Raw genomic sequence first — 16,833 nt, 5'->3', positions numbered from 1 at the left:
TGAGATAAACGGGGTTCGATGCACCTGAGAGATTTAGCCGGTATCCTGCCTGTCGAGGGAACATCTTCCCGCGATGTGGAGGTAACCGGGATTTCGTCGGATTCCCGCACGGTCAAGACCGGCGTGGTCTTTTTCGCGCTCGCCGGCAGCAAGGCGGATGGTTCGGCCTATGCCGCCGATGCGGCAAAGCGCGGCGCAGCGGCGGTTGTCGTGGGCAAGGCCAGCGCCGTTTCCGGCCTGTCCGTCCCGGTGCTCAGCGTCGACGACCCACGCCTGGCGCTGGCGCTGAGCGCGGCACGTTTCTTCGGCAGCCAGCCGGAGACCATGGTCGCGGTTACCGGCACCGCAGGCAAGACCTCGGTCGCCGCCTTCACCAGGCAAATCTGGGAGCAGGCCGGCTTTGCCGCCGCGTCCATCGGCACCACCGGCGTGGTGGCGCCGGGCCGCAACGATTACGGTTCGTTGACCACACCCGATCCAGTGGCTTTGCACCAGTTGCTCAAGGAATTGGCGGAGGCCGGCGTCACACACGCCTCGATGGAGGCTTCCAGCCATGGTCTCGACCAGCGCCGTCTCGATGGCGTCAAGCTCGCCGCGGGCGGTTTCACCAATCTCGGCCGCGACCATATGGACTATCATCCGACGGTCGAGGACTACCATCGCGCCAAATTGCGCCTGTTCGACACGCTGCTGCCGAAAGGCGCGCCGGCGGTCATCTTTGCCGACGATCCGTGGTCGGCGCCGACCATTCAGGCTGCGCAGGCCGCGGGGCTCAAGGTGCTGACTGTCGGCCGCCATGGCGATTTCCTGCGCCTGAAGCGGGTCGAGCACGAGCGCCACCGCCAGCGCGCCGAGGTCGAAGCCGACGGCGTGCTCTACGAGATCGACCTGCCGCTCGCCGGCGACTTCCAGATCGCCAATGCCCTGGTTTCGGCAGGGCTGGCCATTTCCACTGGAACGCTGGTCGCCAAAGCTTTGATGGCATTAGAGAAACTTCAGGGGGCACCGGGACGGCTCGACCTTGTCGGCGCCACCGCCAATGGCGCGCCCGTCTATGTCGACTATGCCCACAAGCCGGATGCGCTGGAAAATGTGCTGGCCGCCGTGCGCCCGTTCACCACCGGCCGCGTCATCGTCGTGTTGGGCTGCGGCCGCGACCGCGACCGGGGCAACCGGCCGATCATGGGCGGAATCGCCACGCGGCTCGCCGATGTCGTCATCGTCACCGACGACAATCCGCGCTCGGAAGTGCCGGAAACGATTCGTGCCGCGATCCTGGCAGCCGCACCCGGCGCCATTGAAATCGGCGACCGCCGCAAGGCGATCCACGAAGCGGTCGCCATGCTCAAAGCGGGCGATACGCTGATCGTTGCCGGCAAGGGCCATGAAGAGGGCCAGACCATCGGCGCCGAGACGTTTCCGTTCTCCGACCACGAAGAAGTCCGCTCGGCGCTGCGGGAGCGGGCCGCATGAGCGTGCTCTGGACTTCCGAGGCGCTGGTCGACGCCATGGGCGGTCGGCCGCTTGGGCCGATGCCGGAGGGAATTTCGGGGATCTCGATCGACAGCCGCAGCCTGCAGCCGGGCGACGCCTTCTTCGCCATCAAGGGCGAGGCGATGGACGGCCATGACTTCGCGACCGCGGCGATCAAGGCCGGCGCCGGCGTTCTGGTCGTCGCCGAAGGCAAATTGCCGTCGCTTGGGCGGCTGACGGCGCCGATGATCGTCGTGCAGGATGTGCTGGCAGCACTGGAGAAACTCGGTGTTGCCGCCCGCGCCCGTTCCAACGCAAAAATCATCGCGGTGACCGGATCGGCCGGCAAGACCACCACCAAGGAGGCGCTGCGTCATGTGCTGTCGGCCGTCGGCACGGTGCATGCTTCGGCGCAGTCCTTCAACAATCATTGGGGCGTGCCGCTGACGCTGGCGCGCATGCCGGATGATTGCAACTATGCTGTGTTCGAGATCGGCATGAACCATCCCGGCGAGATCCGGCCGTTGGTCAAGATGGTCCGGCCGCATGTCGCCATCGTCACGATGATTGCCGCGGCGCATCTCGGCTTCTTCAGAAATCTCGACGAGATCGCCAAGGCCAAGGCCGAGATTTTCGAAGGCATCGAGCCCGGCGGTGCGGCCTTGCTCAACCGCGACGATGCGCGCTGGAAGCTGCTCGACAAGATGGCGCGGGCCGCCGGCGTCGAACATGTCTTTGGCTTCGGTGAGAACGCCCGCTCGACCTACAAGCTCACCAAATGCGAGCTGCATGCTGATCATTCCGACATTGCCGCCAGGATCGGCGGGCAGGATGTCGTTGCCCGGATCGGCGCGCCCGGCCGCCACATGGTACAGAATGTGCTCGCCGTTCTTGGCGCGGCGTATCTCGTTGAAGCTGACATCGCAAAGGTGGCAGAAGCGCTGGCCGATCTCTCTGCGGAGCGTGGCCGCGGCAAGCGCCATGTGCTGCGCCATCCCAAGGGACCGATCACACTGATCGACGAGAGCTACAACGCCAATCCGGCCTCGATGGCTGCTGCCATGGCGCTGCTCAATGCGACGCCTGTCACGGGCGAGGGCCGGCGCATCGCCGTGCTCGGCGACATGCTCGAACTCGGCGACCATTCGGCCAAGCTGCATGCAGCCCTGGCCGAACTGATCGTCGGGACCGGCACGCACACGGTCTTTCTCGGCGGCCCGGAAATGCGGGCGCTGGCAGACATCCTGCCCGACGAGATCAAAACGGAATACCGCGCCGGCGCCGAGGAATTGAAGCCGCTGCTGCTGTCGACGCTGGAGGCCGGCGACGTGGTGATGATCAAATCGTCGAAAGGCATCGGCTTTTCAAAGCTGGTCGAGGCCTTGCTCGGCAAATATCCGGCGGAAGCCGCAGGCACGAAACAGAACTAGTCCGGGGAACGGAATCGTATGTTTACATTGCTCGTCGATTTTGCGGACAAGGTCTCGGTCTTCAATGTCTTCCGCTACATTACCTTCCGCACCGGCGGTGCGCTGATCACCTCGGCGTTGATCGTCTTCATCTTCGGGCCGACCATCATCAATTCGCTGAGGCTGCGGCAAGGCAAGGGCCAGCCGATCCGTGCCGATGGCCCGCAGACGCATTTCAAGAAGGCCGGCACGCCGACCATGGGCGGGCTGATGATCCTGTGCGGCATCGTCGGCTCGTCGCTTCTATGGGCGAACCTCTCCTCGATCTATGTCTGGGTGGTGCTCTTGGTGACGCTGGGCTTCGGTTCGATCGGCTTTTACGACGACTATCTCAAGGTAACCAAGCAGTCGCATCTCGGCTTTTCCGGCAAGGCGCGGCTGGCGTTGGAATTCGTCATCGCCGGCATCGCCGCCTGGGCGATCATGCATAATGGCCAGGCGCCGTTCTCGTCGTCGCTGACCTTCCCCTTCGCCAAGGAATTCATCATCAATCTCGGCTGGTTCTTCGTGCCGTTCTCCTGCTTCGTCATCGTCGGCGCCGGCAATGCGGTGAATTTGACCGATGGCCTCGACGGGCTGGCGATCGTGCCGATCATGATTGCGGCGGCATCCTTCGGCGTCATCGCCTACCTCTCCGGCAATGCGGTGTTCGCCGAATACCTGCAGATCCATTTCGTGCCCGGCACCGGCGAGCTGGCCGTCGTGCTCGGCGCCGTCATCGGCGCCGGCCTCGGCTTCCTCTGGTTCAACGCGCCACCGGCGGCGATCTTCATGGGCGACACCGGTTCGCTGGCCATGGGCGGCCTGATCGGCACGGTCGCGGTCGCTACCAAGCACGAGATCGTGCTGGTCATCGTCGGCGGATTGTTTGTCGTGGAAATCCTGTCGGTCATCATCCAGGTCGGCTACTTCAAGATGACCGGCAAGCGCGTGTTCCTGATGGCGCCGATCCATCATCATTTCGAAAAGCTCGGCTGGACCGAAAGCCAGGTGGTGATCCGCTTCTGGATCATCGCCGTCATCCTGGCGCTGGTCGGCCTGTCGACCCTCAAGCTGAGATAGGAACCCGCTTGATTCCCGCCGCATCCTTTTCGGGCAAACGCGTTTCGCTCTTCGGGCTCGGTGGCTCGGGGATCGCCACGGCGCGCGCGCTGATCGAGGGCGGCGCCGACGTGTTGGCGTGGGACGACAATCCCGATAGCGTCGCCAAGGCCGCTGACCAAGGCATTGCGACCGCCGATCTGCGCGGCGCCGACTGGTCGAAATTCTCGGCCTTCGTGCTCTCGCCCGGCGTGCCGCTGACGCATCCCAAGCCGCACTGGACGGTGGAGTTGGCGCGTGGTTCCGGCGTCGAGGTGATCGGCGATATCGAATTGTTCTGCCGCGAGCGGATTGCGCGCGCGCCTGATGCGCCGTTCATCGCTATCACCGGCACCAACGGCAAGTCGACGACCACGGCGCTGACCGCGCATATCCTCAAATCGGCAGGGCGCGACACGCAGATGGGCGGCAATATCGGCCGGGCCATCATGACGCTCGATCCACCGCAGGCTGACCGGGACTATGTCGTCGAGTGTTCGTCCTACCAGATCGATCTCGCGCCCTCGATCAACCCGACGGCCGGCATCCTGCTCAACCTGACGCCCGACCATCTCGACCGCCACGGCACCATGCAGCATTACGCTTCGATCAAGGAGCGGCTGGTTGCCGGCAGCGAGACGGCGATCGTCGGCGTTGACGATTCCTGGTGCGCGCAAATCGCCGACCGGCTGGAGAGGGCGGGCCGGGAGGTGATCCGCATCTCCAAGCGGCTGCCGCTGACCGACGGTTATTTCGCAGACGGTTCCGATCTGATGGAAGCCGTCCATGGCCGCTACAGCCGCGTCGCCTTCCTCGAAGGCATCGGTTCGTTGCGCGGCCAGCACAATGCGCAGAACGCGCTTGCCGCTGTTGCCGCCTGCCTCAGGGTCGGCTTGAGCCTGGGCGAGATCCAGGCGGGACTGGAGAGCTTTCCAGGCCTCGCGCATCGCATGGAGCAGGTCGGACGCAAGGACCACGTGCTGTTCGTCAACGATTCCAAGGCGACCAATGCCGATGCGGCGGCACCCGCGCTGTCGAGTTTTTCGCGCATTTACTGGATCGCCGGCGGACTGCCCAAGGAAGGCGGCATCGAGCCGCTGCGCGGTTTTTTCCCACGCATCGCCAAGGCCTATCTGATCGGCGAGGCGGCGCCCGCGTTCTCGGCGACGCTCGGCGAAGCCGTGCCCTATGAAATCTCGGGCACCCTGGCCGCCGCGGTCGACCATGCCGCGAAAGACGCGGCCAAGGATGACAGCGGCGAGGCGGTGGTGCTGCTGTCGCCGGCCTGCGCCAGTTTCGACCAGTTCAAGAATTTCGAAGTTCGCGGCGAAGCCTTCAGGCAAGCTGCGAATGCTATCGAGGGTGTCAAACCCATCGGAGGGGCACGATAATGCAAAGCCGTCTCGACAAAAGCCCGGTTGCAACCTGGTGGTGGACGATCGATCGCTGGTTCCTGGCGGCGTTCCTGTCGCTGATGGGGCTTGGCATCGTCTTGTCCTTTGCGGCAAGCCCGGCGGTGGCCGAACGCATCGGCCTCGACAGTTTCCACTTTGCCACCAGGCAGATCATCTTCACCGTGCCGGCGCTCGGCGTGATGCTGGCAGTGTCCTTCCTGGAATCGCGGCAGATCCGGCGCATGGCGCTGATCATCCTGGGCATCATGCTGGTGCTGATGGTGGCCGTGCTCTATATCGGCGTCGAAGTGAAAGGCGCACGGCGCTGGGTGTCGTTTGTCGGCATGTCGATCCAGCCGTCGGAATTCCTGAAACCTGCTTTCGTCATCGTCTGCGCCTGGCTGTTCGCCGAACACAAGCGCCAGCCCGACATTCCGGGCAATTTGTTTGCCATGCTGCTGCTAATCCTGGTCATCTCGCTTCTGGTGGCGCAGCCCGATCTCGGCCAAACCATGCTGGTGACCGGCACCTGGGGCGTCATGTTCTTCATGGCCGGCCTGCCCTGGCTATGGATCATCGCGCTTGGCGCCACCGGCGCCGGCGGCCTGTTTGCCGCCTACACGGTGTTCCCGCACGTCGCCGCCCGCATCGACAAATTCCTGACCGGCGAAGGCGACACATTCCAGGTCGACATGGGCCGCGAGGCGCTGATCAACGGCCACTGGTTCGGCGTCGGCCCGGGCGAGGGCACGGTCAAGCGCGTCATCCCCGACGCGCATGCCGATTTCGTGTTTTCGGTCGCCGGCGAAGAGTTCGGGCTGATCATGTGCTTCTTCATCATGTCGATCTTCGCCTTCATCGTGCTGCGCGGCTTGAGCACGGCATTGAAGGAACATGATGATTTCACCCGCTACGCCGTCGGCGGTCTCGTCACGGTGTTCGGCCTGCAGTCGGTCATCAACATGTGCGTCAACCTGCAACTGATGCCGGCCAAGGGCATGACGCTGCCTTTCATCTCCTATGGCGGCTCCTCGCAGATCGCCATTGCCATCTCGATGGGCATGGTGCTGGCGCTGACGCGCAAGCGACCGGAAAAGCGCAAGCAGATGGGCTTTGCCCTGTCGCAGCGCGCCCTGCCGGCGGAGTGATATGGCGCGGGGTGTCATCCTTCTCGCGGCTGGCGGAACCGGCGGACATCTGTTTCCGGCCGAGGCGCTGGCGCATGAGCTGATCGAGCGCGGCTGGGGCGTGCATCTGGCGACGGACGACCGCGCCGAGCGCTTTGCCGGCCATTTCCCGGCCGCCGCCATCCATCCGATCCAGTCGGCGACGATGGGCTCGAAAAACCCCGCCGCTCTGCTCGGAGCGTTCTGGAAGATCTGGCGCGGCGTGCGCCAGGCTTCCGCCGTCATCGCCAGGATCAAGCCTGATGCGGTCGTCGGCTTTGGCGGTTATCCGACCTTGCCACCGCTCTATGCCGCGACGCGGCGCAAGCTGCCGACGCTGATCCATGAGCAGAACGCGGTCATGGGCCGCGCCAACCGGGCGCTGTCCGGGCGTGTCGATGCGATTGCCGGCGGCTTCCTGCCGCAAGATGAAAGTGCCACAGGCGCCAAGACTGTGACGACCGGCAATCCGGTCAGGCCGCCAATCCTGGAGGCGGCAAAGACGCCCTATAAGGCATCCCAAGGGGCGGATCCGTTCAGGCTCCTGGTGTTCGGCGGCAGCCAGGGCGCGCAGTTCTTTTCCGATGCCATGCCGGCGGCGATCGCACTTCTGCCGGAGGCGCAGCGCAAGCGGCTGGTGATCACCCAGCAGGCCCGCGCCGACGACGTGGCGCGGGTGAAGGCTGGCTATGCGGCACTCGGCGTCCATGTCGAGGTCTCGCCCTTCTTCACCGATATGGCACAGCGCATGGGCGCGGCGCATCTGGTGATGTCGCGCTCCGGCGCCTCGACGGTTTCGGAGATCGCCGTCATCGGCCGGCCGGCGCTGCTGGTGCCTTATCCTTATGCGCTGGATCACGATCAGGCGGCGAACGCAGCCGCCCTTGCCGCGGCGGGCGGCGGCGAGGTGCATCCGCAATCGTCACTGTCGCCGGAGCGCATCGCGGCTCTCATTGGCGGGCTGATGGACAATCCCGAGCGGCTGACGGCCATGGCTGCCGGAGCGAAGTCGGCTGGCCGGCCGAACGCGGCACGGTTGCTAGCTGATCTCACAGAGGCTATTGCGTCCAGAAAAACCGTTTCGGATTTCAGGAAAGGGACGCATTGATGAAGATGCCGCAGACCATCGGCCTTGTGCATTTCATCGGCATTGGCGGCATCGGCATGAGCGGCATCGCCGAGGTTCTGCACAATCTCGGCTACAAGGTGCAGGGCTCCGACCAGTCCGACAGCGCCAATGTGCAGCGGCTGCGCGACAAGGGCATCGAATGCTTTGTCGGCCACAAGGCCGAGAATATCGGCGCCGCCGAAGTGGTGGTCGTCTCCACCGCGATCAAGAAATCCAATCCCGAGCTGAAGGCCGCGCGCGAAAAGCTGCTGCCGATCGTGCGCCGCGCCGAGATGCTGGCGGAACTGATGCGCTTCCGCCAGGCGGTTGCGATCGGCGGCACCCATGGCAAGACCACAACCACGTCGATGGTGGCGACGCTGCTCGATGCCGGCGGGCTCGACCCGACGGTGATCAATGGCGGCATCATCAATGCCTATGGCACCAATGCCCGCATGGGCGACGGCGAGTGGATGGTGGTCGAAGCCGACGAAAGCGACGGCACCTTCCTCAAATTGCCGGCCGAAATCGCCGTCGTCACCAACATCGATCCCGAGCATCTCGACCATTATGGCAGTTTCGACAAGGTGCGCGAGGCGTTTCGCCAGTTCGTCGAGAACGTGCCGTTCTACGGCTTTGGCGTGATGTGCACCGACCATCCGGAAGTACAGGCGCTGGTCAGCCGCATAGAGGACCGCCGCGTCATCACCTATGGCGAGAACGCGCAGGCCGATGTGCGTTTCACCAACCACCGCATGGCCGGTGCCGTCTCGGCATTCGACGTGGTGATCCGCGACCGCAAGACCGGCGGCCAGACGACGATATCTGATCTGCGGCTGCCGATGCCCGGCCGCCACAACGTCTCCAACGCCACCGCCGCAATCGCGGTCGCGCATGAACTCGGCCTGTCGGCCGAAGCGATCAAGAAAGGGCTGTCGTCCTTTGCCGGCGTCAAGCGGCGCTTCACCCACACCGGCTCGTGGAACGGCGTCGACATCTTCGACGATTACGGCCACCACCCGGTCGAGATCACGGCGGTGCTGAAAGCGGCGCGCAGCGCCACCAAGGGCCGCGTCATCGCCATTGCGCAGCCGCACCGCTTCACCCGGCTGCATGATCTGTTCGACGAATTTTCGGTCTGTTTCAACGATGCCGACACCGTGATGGTGGCGCCGGTCTATGCGGCGGGCGAGGAGCCGATCGACGGCGTGACCTCGGAGGCGCTGGTGTCGCGCATCCGCTCCGGGGGCCATCGCGATGCGCGCTACGTCGAAACCCCTGCCGCGATTTCGCCCGTCATCCGCGCCTTGGCGAAACCGGGCGACTTCGTCATCTTCCTGGGCGCCGGCAACATCACCCAATGGGCCTATGCGCTTCCTGGGGAACTCGGCGGTACCGTCTCATGATGCGCGGCCAGGACCTGCTCGACAAACTTGGCGACCGGCTTGCCGGCCTGCGCGGCCGCATCACGCCCAATGCCGAGATGGACAAGATCACATGGTTCCGCGCCGGCGGTCTGGCGGACGCCCTGTTCCAGCCGGCCGACGAGGAGGATCTGGCTGCCTTCCTGCGCGCCGTGCCGGAGGACATCCCGCTCACCATCGTCGGTGTCGGCTCCAACCTCCTGGTGCGCGACGGCGGCATTCCGGGTTTCGTCATCCGGCTTTCGGCCAAGGGTTTTGGCGAGGCCGAGGTGGTTTCGCCGACCGTCATCAAGGCCGGTGCTGCGACGCCCGACAAGCGCGTCGCGGCCGTCGCTTATGAGGCCGGCATTGGCGGCTTTCATTTCTATCACGGCATTCCCGGCGCCATCGGCGGGGCGCTGAGGATGAATGCCGGCGCCAATGGCGTCGAGACGCGGGAACGTGTCGTCGAGGTGCGGGCGCTCGACCGCAAGGGCAATCTCCACACCCTCAGCAATGACCACATGGGCTATGCCTATCGTCACTCGGCCGCACCTGCCGGGCTGATCTTCACCTCCGCCGTTTTCGAAGGTGTTCTGGAAGACCCGGAGGCGATCAAGGCGGCCATGGACGCCGTCCAGACGCATCGCGAGACGGTGCAGCCGATCCGCGAGAAGACCGGCGGCTCAACCTTCAAGAATCCGGAAGGCACCTCGGCCTGGAAGGAAATCGACAAGGCGGGCTGCCGCGGTTTGATGATCGGCGGCGCGCAGATGTCGCCGATGCACTGCAACTTCATGATCAACACCGGAACAGCGACCGGTTACGATCTCGAATATCTCGGCGAGACGGTGCGCGCTCGCGTGCTTGAAAAATCGGGCATCCGCCTGCAGTGGGAAATCAAGCGCCTCGGCAATTTCCGCCCCGGCCATGCCGTGCAGGAATTCCTCGGGCAGCTCCTTTAAGGCGCATTGATATTCAGGTGAGGCCGGCCTGCAAACGGTGGCTTCCTGCGCTTCCGGTGCTCGCGTACTTTAAGTACGCTCCGCTCCGGTTCTCGGAAGCCACCATTTTCGGCTCGGCCTGACCTGAATCTCAACGCACCTTGGCGCGTTGGCGCACGCTGAAGTTCATGTGATGCTTGAACTTCAAAGGTCTGAAACAACAGCGCCACCGTTGCTCCAAAGACTCACAACACGCTTTTTCCGGCCGTTTTCGCGGAAAGTGAATCTGTCGGAATCATAAGCACTTGCCAGCGAATCAACTCTCTGATTCTCTGCCTTAAAGCGTTTCCTGATTTGAGTCGTTCGACGCGTCGACCGCGTTTTCCGTCTGGGGGGCAACCTGCCGGGAGACTCGGACTCAATCTGGTCGCTGAATGCGTGGTTGCGGGCCCGCCGTGAGAGGGATGACGGGATATGAAGAACAGGCATGTGGCTGTCCTCCTGGGCGGATTCTCGTCCGAGCGGCCCGTGTCTCTGTCTTCGGGAAAGGCGTGTGCGGATGCGCTTGAGAATGAAGGCTACCAGGTTACCCGCGTCGATGTTGCGCGCGATGTCGGCGCCGTGCTCACCGAACTCAAGCCCGATGTCGTCTTCAACGCACTGCACGGCCCGTTCGGTGAAGACGGCACCATCCAGGGCATCCTCGAATATCTGGCCATTCCCTACACCCATTCGGGCGTGCTCGCCTCGGCGCTCGCCATGAACAAGGAGCAAGCCAAGAAGGTCGCCAAGGCTGCCGGCATCGCGGTGGCGGAATCGAAGGTTGCCAGCCGCTTTGCCATCCAGGACAAGCATCCGATGAAGCCGCCCTACGTGGTCAAGCCGGTCAATGAAGGCTCAAGCTTCGGCGTCGTCATCGTGCATGAAGGGCAGTCGCATCCGCCGCAGGTCATCGGCTCGTCCGAATGGAAATATGGCGAGACCGTCATGGTCGAGCGCTACATCCATGGGCGCGAGCTGACCTGCGCTGTCATGGGCGACGTGGCGCTCGGCGTCTGCGAGATCATTCCGACCGGCCATTCCTTCTACGACTATGATTCAAAATACGTCGCCGGCGGATCAAAACACGAAATCCCTGCTAAAATTTCATCAAATATTTACCAAAAAATACAGACACTGGCGCTCAAGGCACATCTGGCTATCGGCTGCCGGGGCGTTTCCCGATCGGACTTCCGCTATGACGACCGTCACTCCGAAAACGGCGAGATTGTCTGGCTCGAGATCAACACTCAGCCGGGCATGACGCCGACGTCTTTGGTGCCTGAAATCGCCGCCCAGGCCGGGCACTCGTTTGGCGAATTGTTGAGTTGGATGGTGGAGGACGCTTCGTGTCTGCGTTGAAATGGGGACAGGACAAGGGCAGGGGCGGCGCCGGGCCGGCGCTGTTCGGCATGCCGTTGTCGTTCGACCATTTCGTGCTGCCGCGCGTGCTGCGCCGGCCGGTGCGCGTGCTGGCGCGCCTGGGCGGCGGCGACTTCGTCGCGCCGCGCTTTTCCGCGGCCATCCTGTCGGCTTCGCTCATTGCATCAAGCAGCCTCTATGGCGCCATTCTCGGCGGTCATGCCGACGACATCGTCCAGAGCATCACCGCCCGGACCGGCTTTGCCGTCGACCAGATCAAGGTGGTCGGCAACCGCCAGACTTCGGAGATCGACATACTGGACCGGCTCGAGCTCGACGGCTGGACGTCACTGATCGGCTTCGATGCCGAGGCCGCGCGTGAACGTATTGATACCTTGCCCTGGGTCGAAGTGGCGGCGGTGCGCAAGGTCTATCCACATACGCTGGAAGTGCGTGTCGAGGAGCGCGAGCCCTTCGCGCTCTGGCAGCAGGGCGCGGAGCTTTCGGTCATCGAACGCTCCGGCGCGGTGATCGCGCCGTTCTCCGGCGGCAAGCAGGCGCTGCTGCCGCTGATCATCGGCACCGGCGCACCGGCCAAGGCGCCCGACTTCGTGGCCAAGATCAAGAAATTTCCCGAGCTCGCGGCTCGGGTCAAAGGCTATATCCGCATCGGCGAACGGCGTTGGGACCTGAAGCTGGAAAACGGCATCACGATCAAGCTGCCCGAGGATGGCGAGGATCAGGCGATTGCCGACCTGGTTCGGATGGACCACGACAACGGGCTTCTGACGCGGGACATCGCCGCCGTCGACATGCGCATCTCCGATCGCCTGGTGGTGCAGCTGACGCCGGAAGCGGCGACGCAGCGCCAGGCCGCGCTCAATGAAAAGCCGCAAAATCTGAAGCGCAAGTCGGGGACGAAGATATGAGCTGGCTTGGCGGCAACAGCGATGCCTCTTCGCGGCGTTCCGGCACGCTCACCGTGCTGGATGTCGGCTCGAGCAAGGTTTGCTGCGTGGTGGCGAAACTGAAGCCGCGCGAGGACGGCAAGCTGTTGCGCGGCCGCTCGCACCGCATCCAGGTAATCGGCATCGGCCACCAGAAATCGCAAGGCGTGAAGTCGGGCGTGGTCGTCGATCTCGACCGTGCGGAGCACGCCATTCGCCTGTCCGTCGACGCCGCCGAACGCATGGCGGGACTGACGGTGGATTCGCTGATCGTCAACATGACGGCGGGCCGGCTGAAGAGCGAAACCTATTCGGCCACGATCAATCTCGGTGGCCATCAGGCCGACGAAGCCGACATCAAGCGCGTGCTTGCCGCCGGCGCCAAGCAGGCGCTCAAGGCCGAACGCGACGTGATCCATTCGCTGCCCGTCGGCTTTTCGCTGGACTCCGAGCGCGGCGTGCGCGATCCGCGCGGCATGGTCGGCGACCAACTCGGCGTCGATATGCATGTACTGACGGGCGATGCCGCGCCGCTGCGCAATCTGGAGCTATGCATCAACCGCTCGCATCTTTCGGTCGAGCGCATGGTGGCGACGCCCTATGCCAGCGGGCTTGCGGCCCTGGTCGACGACGAACTGGAAATGGGTGCGGCCTGCATCGACATGGGCGGCGGCACGACGACCATCTCGGTGTTTTCGGAAGGCAAATTCGTCCACGCCGATGCCATTGCCATCGGCGGCAATCATGTGACGCTCGATATGGCCAAGGGCCTGTCGACCTCGCTCGACGCCGCCGAGCGGCTGAAGGTGATGCATGGTTCGGCGCTGCCTGGCAGTGCCGACGATCGCGACCTGGTCTCGATCCAGCCGATCGGCGAAGACGGCGAGATGCCGCTGCAGATCCCGCGCTCGGTGATGACGCGCGTCATCCGCGCCCGCATCGACGAGACGCTGGAACTGTTGCGCGACCGGCTGAACAAGTCGGGCTACGGCAATGCCGTGGGAAAACGCGTCGTGCTGACCGGCGGCGCCAGCCAGCTTGCGGGTCTCCCCGAGGCGGCGCGCCGCATTCTGGGACGCAATGTGCGCATCGGACGCCCGCTCGGCGTGGCGGGCCTGCCGGAAGCTGCCAAGGGGCCGGCTTTCTCGACGGCGGTCGGGCTGCTGATCTATCCGCAGATGGCGAGCTTCGAGAGCCATCCGGCGAAAGGAATTTCCGGTCTCAGGATGACCGGGACGGGCGGAAAACTGCATCGCATGAGTCAGTGGTTGAGAGACAGTTTCTAATTGACGGGGACAGCCCCATAGGCGGCCGCGGCGGCGAAGCGGCGGGAAAGGCAAAGGACGGAGACAATGACGATCAATCTGCAAAAGCCGGACATCACCGAGCTCAAGCCGCGGATCACCGTATTCGGTGTCGGCGGCGGCGGCGGCAATGCCGTCAACAACATGATCACCGCGGGCTTGCGCGGTGTCGAGTTCGTCGTGGCCAACACCGATGCACAGGCGCTGACCATGTCGAAGGCCGAGCGGCTGATCCAGCTCGGCGCGCATGTCACCGAGGGGCTCGGCGCCGGCTCGCAGCCTGAAGTGGGCCGTGCGGCGGCGGAAGAGTGCATCGATGAGATCATCGATCATCTCTCCAACACCCATATGTGCTTCGTCACCGCCGGTATGGGTGGCGGCACCGGAACCGGTGCGGCTCCCGTGGTTGCCCGCGCGGCGCGCGAACGGGGTATCCTCACCGTCGGCGTCGTCACCAAGCCGTTCCATTTCGAAGGCCAGCGCCGCATGAAGACGGCGGATCTCGGCATCGAGGAGCTGCAGAAATGTGTCGATACCCTGATCGTCATCCCCAACCAGAACCTGTTCCGGCTGGCCAATGACAAGACCACCTTTGCCGACGCCTTCGCCATGGCCGACCAGGTGCTCTACTCCGGTGTTGCCTGCATCACCGACCTGATGGTCAAGGAAGGTCTGATCAATCTCGACTTCGCCGACGTGCGTTCGGTGATGCGCGAAATGGGCAAGGCGATGATGGGCACCGGCGAAGCTTCGGGCGAGGGCCGCGCGATGGCCGCCGCCGAGGCGGCGATCGCCAATCCGTTGCTCGACGAGACCTCGATGAGGGGCGCCAAGGGCCTGCTGATCTCGATCACCGGCGGCCGCGACCTGACCCTGTTCGAAGTCGACGAGGCCGCGACCCGCATCCGCGAGGAAGTCGATCAGGACGCCAACATCATCCTCGGCGCCACCTTCGACGAGGAACTCGAAGGCGTCATCCGCGTCTCGGTGGTCGCCACCGGCATCGACAAATCGGCAGCTGAAATTGCCGCGGCGCCGATCTCGATCCGGGCCGTGCCGCCGCAGCAGAAGCCGGTCAGCCGCCCAGCGGCTCCGGGGGCGGAAGGCCGTCCGGCACCGGTCCAGCAGCAGACCTATGAGCAGCGCGCGGCCGATCCGGTGGCCGAGGCGATCCAGCTTGCCGAGGCCAATGCGGCGGCAATGGCTCGTCCGGCGCCGATGGCCCAGGCGGAAGATTTCCGCCCGCAGAGCAAGATCTTCCAGGCCCCGCCTGCCCAGCCGCAGCCTGTCGTGCAGCAGGTGATGCAACCGGCGCCGATGCGGGAAATGCCGCAGCCGGTGGCTGCCGCACCGCAGCGCATGCCGCGGGTGGAGGATTTTCCGCCGGTGGTGCGGGCCGAGGTGGAAGCCAAGGGCCGTCCGGCCGACCATGAAAACAGCGGGCCGATGGGGCTGCTCAAGCGGCTGACCAACGGGCTGACGCGCCGCGAAGAAGAGCCGGCCCGGTTGCAGCCGGCACAGCCGCGCGAACCGAAACTGCGCCAGGCGGCGCCGGAAATGCGCCGCCTTGCCAGCCAGGATCCGCAGCTTTACGCGCCGCGCCGCGGCCAGCTCGACGATCAGGGCCGGTTGACGCCGCAGACCAGGTCGACCCAGGAAGACGACCAGCTGGAGATACCGGCTTTCCTGCGCCGCCAGGCCAACTGAGCCGTTAACGGTATGTAACACTTGTTAACAGGCAGACGAGAGATTGTCTGCCTGTTAACGTTTAAAGGGGTTTAATAACAAGGCGTTACGATGTGACGCTCAAGGTCTGTCGCGGTTACACAGAGTAAGAAACCGTGATTTGGAGTCTCCCTGACAGACCATTATCTTTGCCGCAGCACTTTCGGTGTGCTGGGATTCGGGGAAGTGGCCCTGCCTGCCGATAAAAAAGAGCCGCGCCTTTTGGGTTAAAGCGGACTTAGGCGTTTGGGCTGTGGGGTTTGTCTTGCAAGACTATCAGACGACACTGAAATCGCGTGCAACGCTGACCGGTACCGGCGTTCACAGCGGCAAACCGGTCACCGTCAATTTCCTCCCTGCGGACGCCGACACCGGCGTGCTCTTCCACCTTTCGAACGGAAGCGAGAGCCGCGAGTTCCGCGCGCTGGTTGCTGAAGTCGGCGCGACCGATCTCTGCACCATGCTCGGCGATCCGGCAGGCGAGCATATCGCCACCGTCGAACATCTGATGGCGACGCTTTTCGGGCTCGGCATCGACAACATCGTCATCGAGATCGACGGTCATGAGGTTCCGATCCTCGATGGCAGTGCGGTGGCGTTCGTGGAAGCCATCGACCAGGCCGGCATCGAGACGCTGGCGGTCAAGCGCCGCTACATCAGGGTGGTCAAGCCCGTCCGCATCGAGAATGGCGCGTCCTGGGCCGAGTTCAGGCCCTATAGCGGCACGCGCTTCGAGGTCGAGATCGATTTCGAAAGCCCGGCGATCGGCCGCCAGCTATTCGCCTCCGACATCAACCCCGACATCTTTCGCCAGGATATCGCGCGCGCCCGCACCTTCGGCTTCATGAAGGATGTCGAGCGGCTGTGGGCGGCCGGCTATGCGCTGGGCTCCTCGCTGGAGAACTCGCTGGTGATCGGCGACGACAACCGGGTGATCAACATGGGTGGCCTGCGCTATCCCAATGAGTTCGCTCGCCACAAGACGATGGACGCCATGGGCGACCTGGCGCTGGCCGGCGCCCGTTTCATCGGTTGCTTCCGCTCCTATCGCGGCGGTCACCGGATGAATGCGGCTGCTGTGCGGCGGCTTCTGTCCGACCGTTCGGCCTTCGAGGTCGTCGAGACCACGCGCCGCGAGCGCGGCCGCACCGCCGAGATGAGCGCCGTCACCGGCCCTGTCTTTGCACCTTGGGTGATCTGATTCTTAACGTATTTCTGGCTTTCTGAACGCTGGCCGGTGTTGCACGGATGCATCACCGGCGGTGAAAGTGCATAGCTTTCCGGGCAACACCAAGCCGCCACAAAAATGTGCGATTGGCTAGACATAGCGTTGCTGGGCAAGGCAGTTATGGTTTATGGCTGCTGCCGTCTGTTAGGCGCATGTCGCTCAAAAGTGGGGATCAGTTTTGAGGGAACGCC

13 protein-coding genes are annotated in these 16,833 nt (G+C 64.1%); all 13 read left to right on the top strand.

What is annotated here, in order from left to right:
• The first annotated feature begins 18 nt into the window (after positions 1 to 18).
• The 13 genes from NKI88_RS14385 to lpxC all read left to right on the top strand — a co-directional run bounded on the left by NKI88_RS14385 (position 19) and on the right by lpxC (position 16,615).
• Entirely contained in the window at positions 19 to 1,473 is a 1,455-nt protein-coding gene (locus tag NKI88_RS14385; RefSeq protein ID WP_352655782.1) for a UDP-N-acetylmuramoyl-L-alanyl-D-glutamate--2,6-diaminopimelate ligase, read from the top strand.
• Positions 1,470 to 2,903 carry a UDP-N-acetylmuramoylalanyl-D-glutamyl-2,6-diaminopimelate--D-alanyl-D-alanine ligase gene (locus NKI88_RS14380; protein ID WP_023746915.1) on the top strand — a complete coding sequence of 478 codons (1,434 nt, stop codon included), beginning with the start codon at positions 1,470 to 1,472 and terminating at the stop codon, positions 2,901 to 2,903. The genes NKI88_RS14385 and NKI88_RS14380 overlap by 4 nt, the downstream gene beginning before the upstream one ends.
• Before the next feature lie 18 nt (positions 2,904 to 2,921).
• Complete coding sequence (gene mraY, locus NKI88_RS14375; protein ID WP_023668273.1) at positions 2,922 to 4,004, top strand: phospho-N-acetylmuramoyl-pentapeptide-transferase; 1,083 nt, start codon at positions 2,922 to 2,924, stop codon at positions 4,002 to 4,004.
• An 8-nt stretch (positions 4,005 to 4,012) separates the two neighbouring features.
• The gene (murD, locus tag NKI88_RS14370; RefSeq protein ID WP_023733073.1) at positions 4,013 to 5,413 is read left to right on the top strand and encodes a UDP-N-acetylmuramoyl-L-alanine--D-glutamate ligase; all 1,401 of its coding nucleotides are present in this window, start codon (positions 4,013 to 4,015) and stop codon (positions 5,411 to 5,413) included.
• On the top strand, positions 5,413 to 6,564 hold the full coding sequence (gene ftsW / locus NKI88_RS14365; RefSeq protein ID WP_023668275.1) for a putative lipid II flippase FtsW: 1,152 nt from the start codon (positions 5,413 to 5,415) through the stop codon (positions 6,562 to 6,564). The genes murD and ftsW overlap by 1 nt, the downstream gene beginning before the upstream one ends.
• Before the next feature lies 1 nt (position 6,565).
• The gene (gene murG / locus NKI88_RS14360) at positions 6,566 to 7,690 is read left to right on the top strand and encodes an undecaprenyldiphospho-muramoylpentapeptide beta-N-acetylglucosaminyltransferase (protein ID WP_352655780.1); all 1,125 of its coding nucleotides are present in this window, start codon (positions 6,566 to 6,568) and stop codon (positions 7,688 to 7,690) included.
• Positions 7,690 to 9,096, top strand: coding sequence for a UDP-N-acetylmuramate--L-alanine ligase (gene murC / locus NKI88_RS14355; protein WP_023804331.1), 1,407 nt, complete (start codon positions 7,690 to 7,692; stop codon positions 9,094 to 9,096). The genes murG and murC overlap by 1 nt, the downstream gene beginning before the upstream one ends.
• On the top strand, positions 9,093 to 10,058 hold the full coding sequence (murB, locus tag NKI88_RS14350) for a UDP-N-acetylmuramate dehydrogenase (RefSeq protein WP_352655778.1): 966 nt from the start codon (positions 9,093 to 9,095) through the stop codon (positions 10,056 to 10,058). The genes murC and murB overlap by 4 nt, the downstream gene beginning before the upstream one ends.
• A 453-nt stretch (positions 10,059 to 10,511) precedes the next feature.
• On the top strand, positions 10,512 to 11,438 hold the full coding sequence (locus tag NKI88_RS14345) for a D-alanine--D-alanine ligase (protein ID WP_352655776.1): 927 nt from the start codon (positions 10,512 to 10,514) through the stop codon (positions 11,436 to 11,438).
• The gene (locus tag NKI88_RS14340) at positions 11,426 to 12,367 is read left to right on the top strand and encodes a cell division protein FtsQ/DivIB (RefSeq protein WP_023725356.1); all 942 of its coding nucleotides are present in this window, start codon (positions 11,426 to 11,428) and stop codon (positions 12,365 to 12,367) included. The genes NKI88_RS14345 and NKI88_RS14340 overlap by 13 nt, the downstream gene beginning before the upstream one ends.
• Positions 12,364 to 13,671: a cell division protein FtsA gene (ftsA, locus tag NKI88_RS14335; protein WP_023682133.1), complete on the top strand. Its 1,308-nt coding sequence runs from the start codon at positions 12,364 to 12,366 to the stop codon at positions 13,669 to 13,671. Before NKI88_RS14340 ends, ftsA begins: the two co-directional genes overlap by 4 nt.
• A gap of 66 nt (positions 13,672 to 13,737) precedes the next feature.
• Positions 13,738 to 15,396 (top strand): cell division protein FtsZ, encoded by a 1,659-nt coding sequence (gene ftsZ / locus NKI88_RS14330; protein ID WP_023705548.1) that lies wholly within the window; start codon positions 13,738 to 13,740, stop codon positions 15,394 to 15,396.
• A 271-nt stretch (positions 15,397 to 15,667) separates the two neighbouring features.
• Positions 15,668 to 16,615: a UDP-3-O-acyl-N-acetylglucosamine deacetylase gene (lpxC, locus tag NKI88_RS14325; RefSeq protein WP_352655774.1), complete on the top strand. Its 948-nt coding sequence runs from the start codon at positions 15,668 to 15,670 to the stop codon at positions 16,613 to 16,615.
• The last annotated feature ends 218 nt before the right edge of the window (positions 16,616 to 16,833 follow it).

It is taken from the genome of Mesorhizobium sp. M0317, from assembly GCF_040321555.1.
GTDB lineage: Bacteria > Pseudomonadota > Alphaproteobacteria > Rhizobiales > Rhizobiaceae > Mesorhizobium.
This window is presented reverse-complemented; position numbering and strand designations above follow the sequence as displayed.

What these genes read in the sequence shown, in the direction of transcription:
- NKI88_RS14345 (WP_352655776.1), top strand. Translation starts at nt 10,512, where the DNA reads ATGAAGAACAGGCATGTGGCTGTCCTCCTGGGCGGATTCTCGTCCGAG.
- mraY (WP_023668273.1), top strand. Translation starts at nt 2,922, where the DNA reads ATGTTTACATTGCTCGTCGATTTTGCGGACAAGGTCTCGGTCTTCAAT.
- ftsW (WP_023668275.1), top strand. Translation starts at nt 5,413, where the DNA reads ATGCAAAGCCGTCTCGACAAAAGCCCGGTTGCAACCTGGTGGTGGACG.
- murG (WP_352655780.1), top strand. Translation starts at nt 6,566, where the DNA reads ATGGCGCGGGGTGTCATCCTTCTCGCGGCTGGCGGAACCGGCGGACAT.
- murB (WP_352655778.1), top strand. Translation starts at nt 9,093, where the DNA reads ATGATGCGCGGCCAGGACCTGCTCGACAAACTTGGCGACCGGCTTGCC.
- NKI88_RS14380 (WP_023746915.1), top strand. Translation starts at nt 1,470, where the DNA reads ATGAGCGTGCTCTGGACTTCCGAGGCGCTGGTCGACGCCATGGGCGGT.
- ftsA (WP_023682133.1), top strand. Translation starts at nt 12,364, where the DNA reads ATGAGCTGGCTTGGCGGCAACAGCGATGCCTCTTCGCGGCGTTCCGGC.
- ftsZ (WP_023705548.1), top strand. Translation starts at nt 13,738, where the DNA reads ATGACGATCAATCTGCAAAAGCCGGACATCACCGAGCTCAAGCCGCGG.
- NKI88_RS14385 (WP_352655782.1), top strand. Translation starts at nt 19, where the DNA reads ATGCACCTGAGAGATTTAGCCGGTATCCTGCCTGTCGAGGGAACATCT.
- murC (WP_023804331.1), top strand. Translation starts at nt 7,690, where the DNA reads ATGAAGATGCCGCAGACCATCGGCCTTGTGCATTTCATCGGCATTGGC.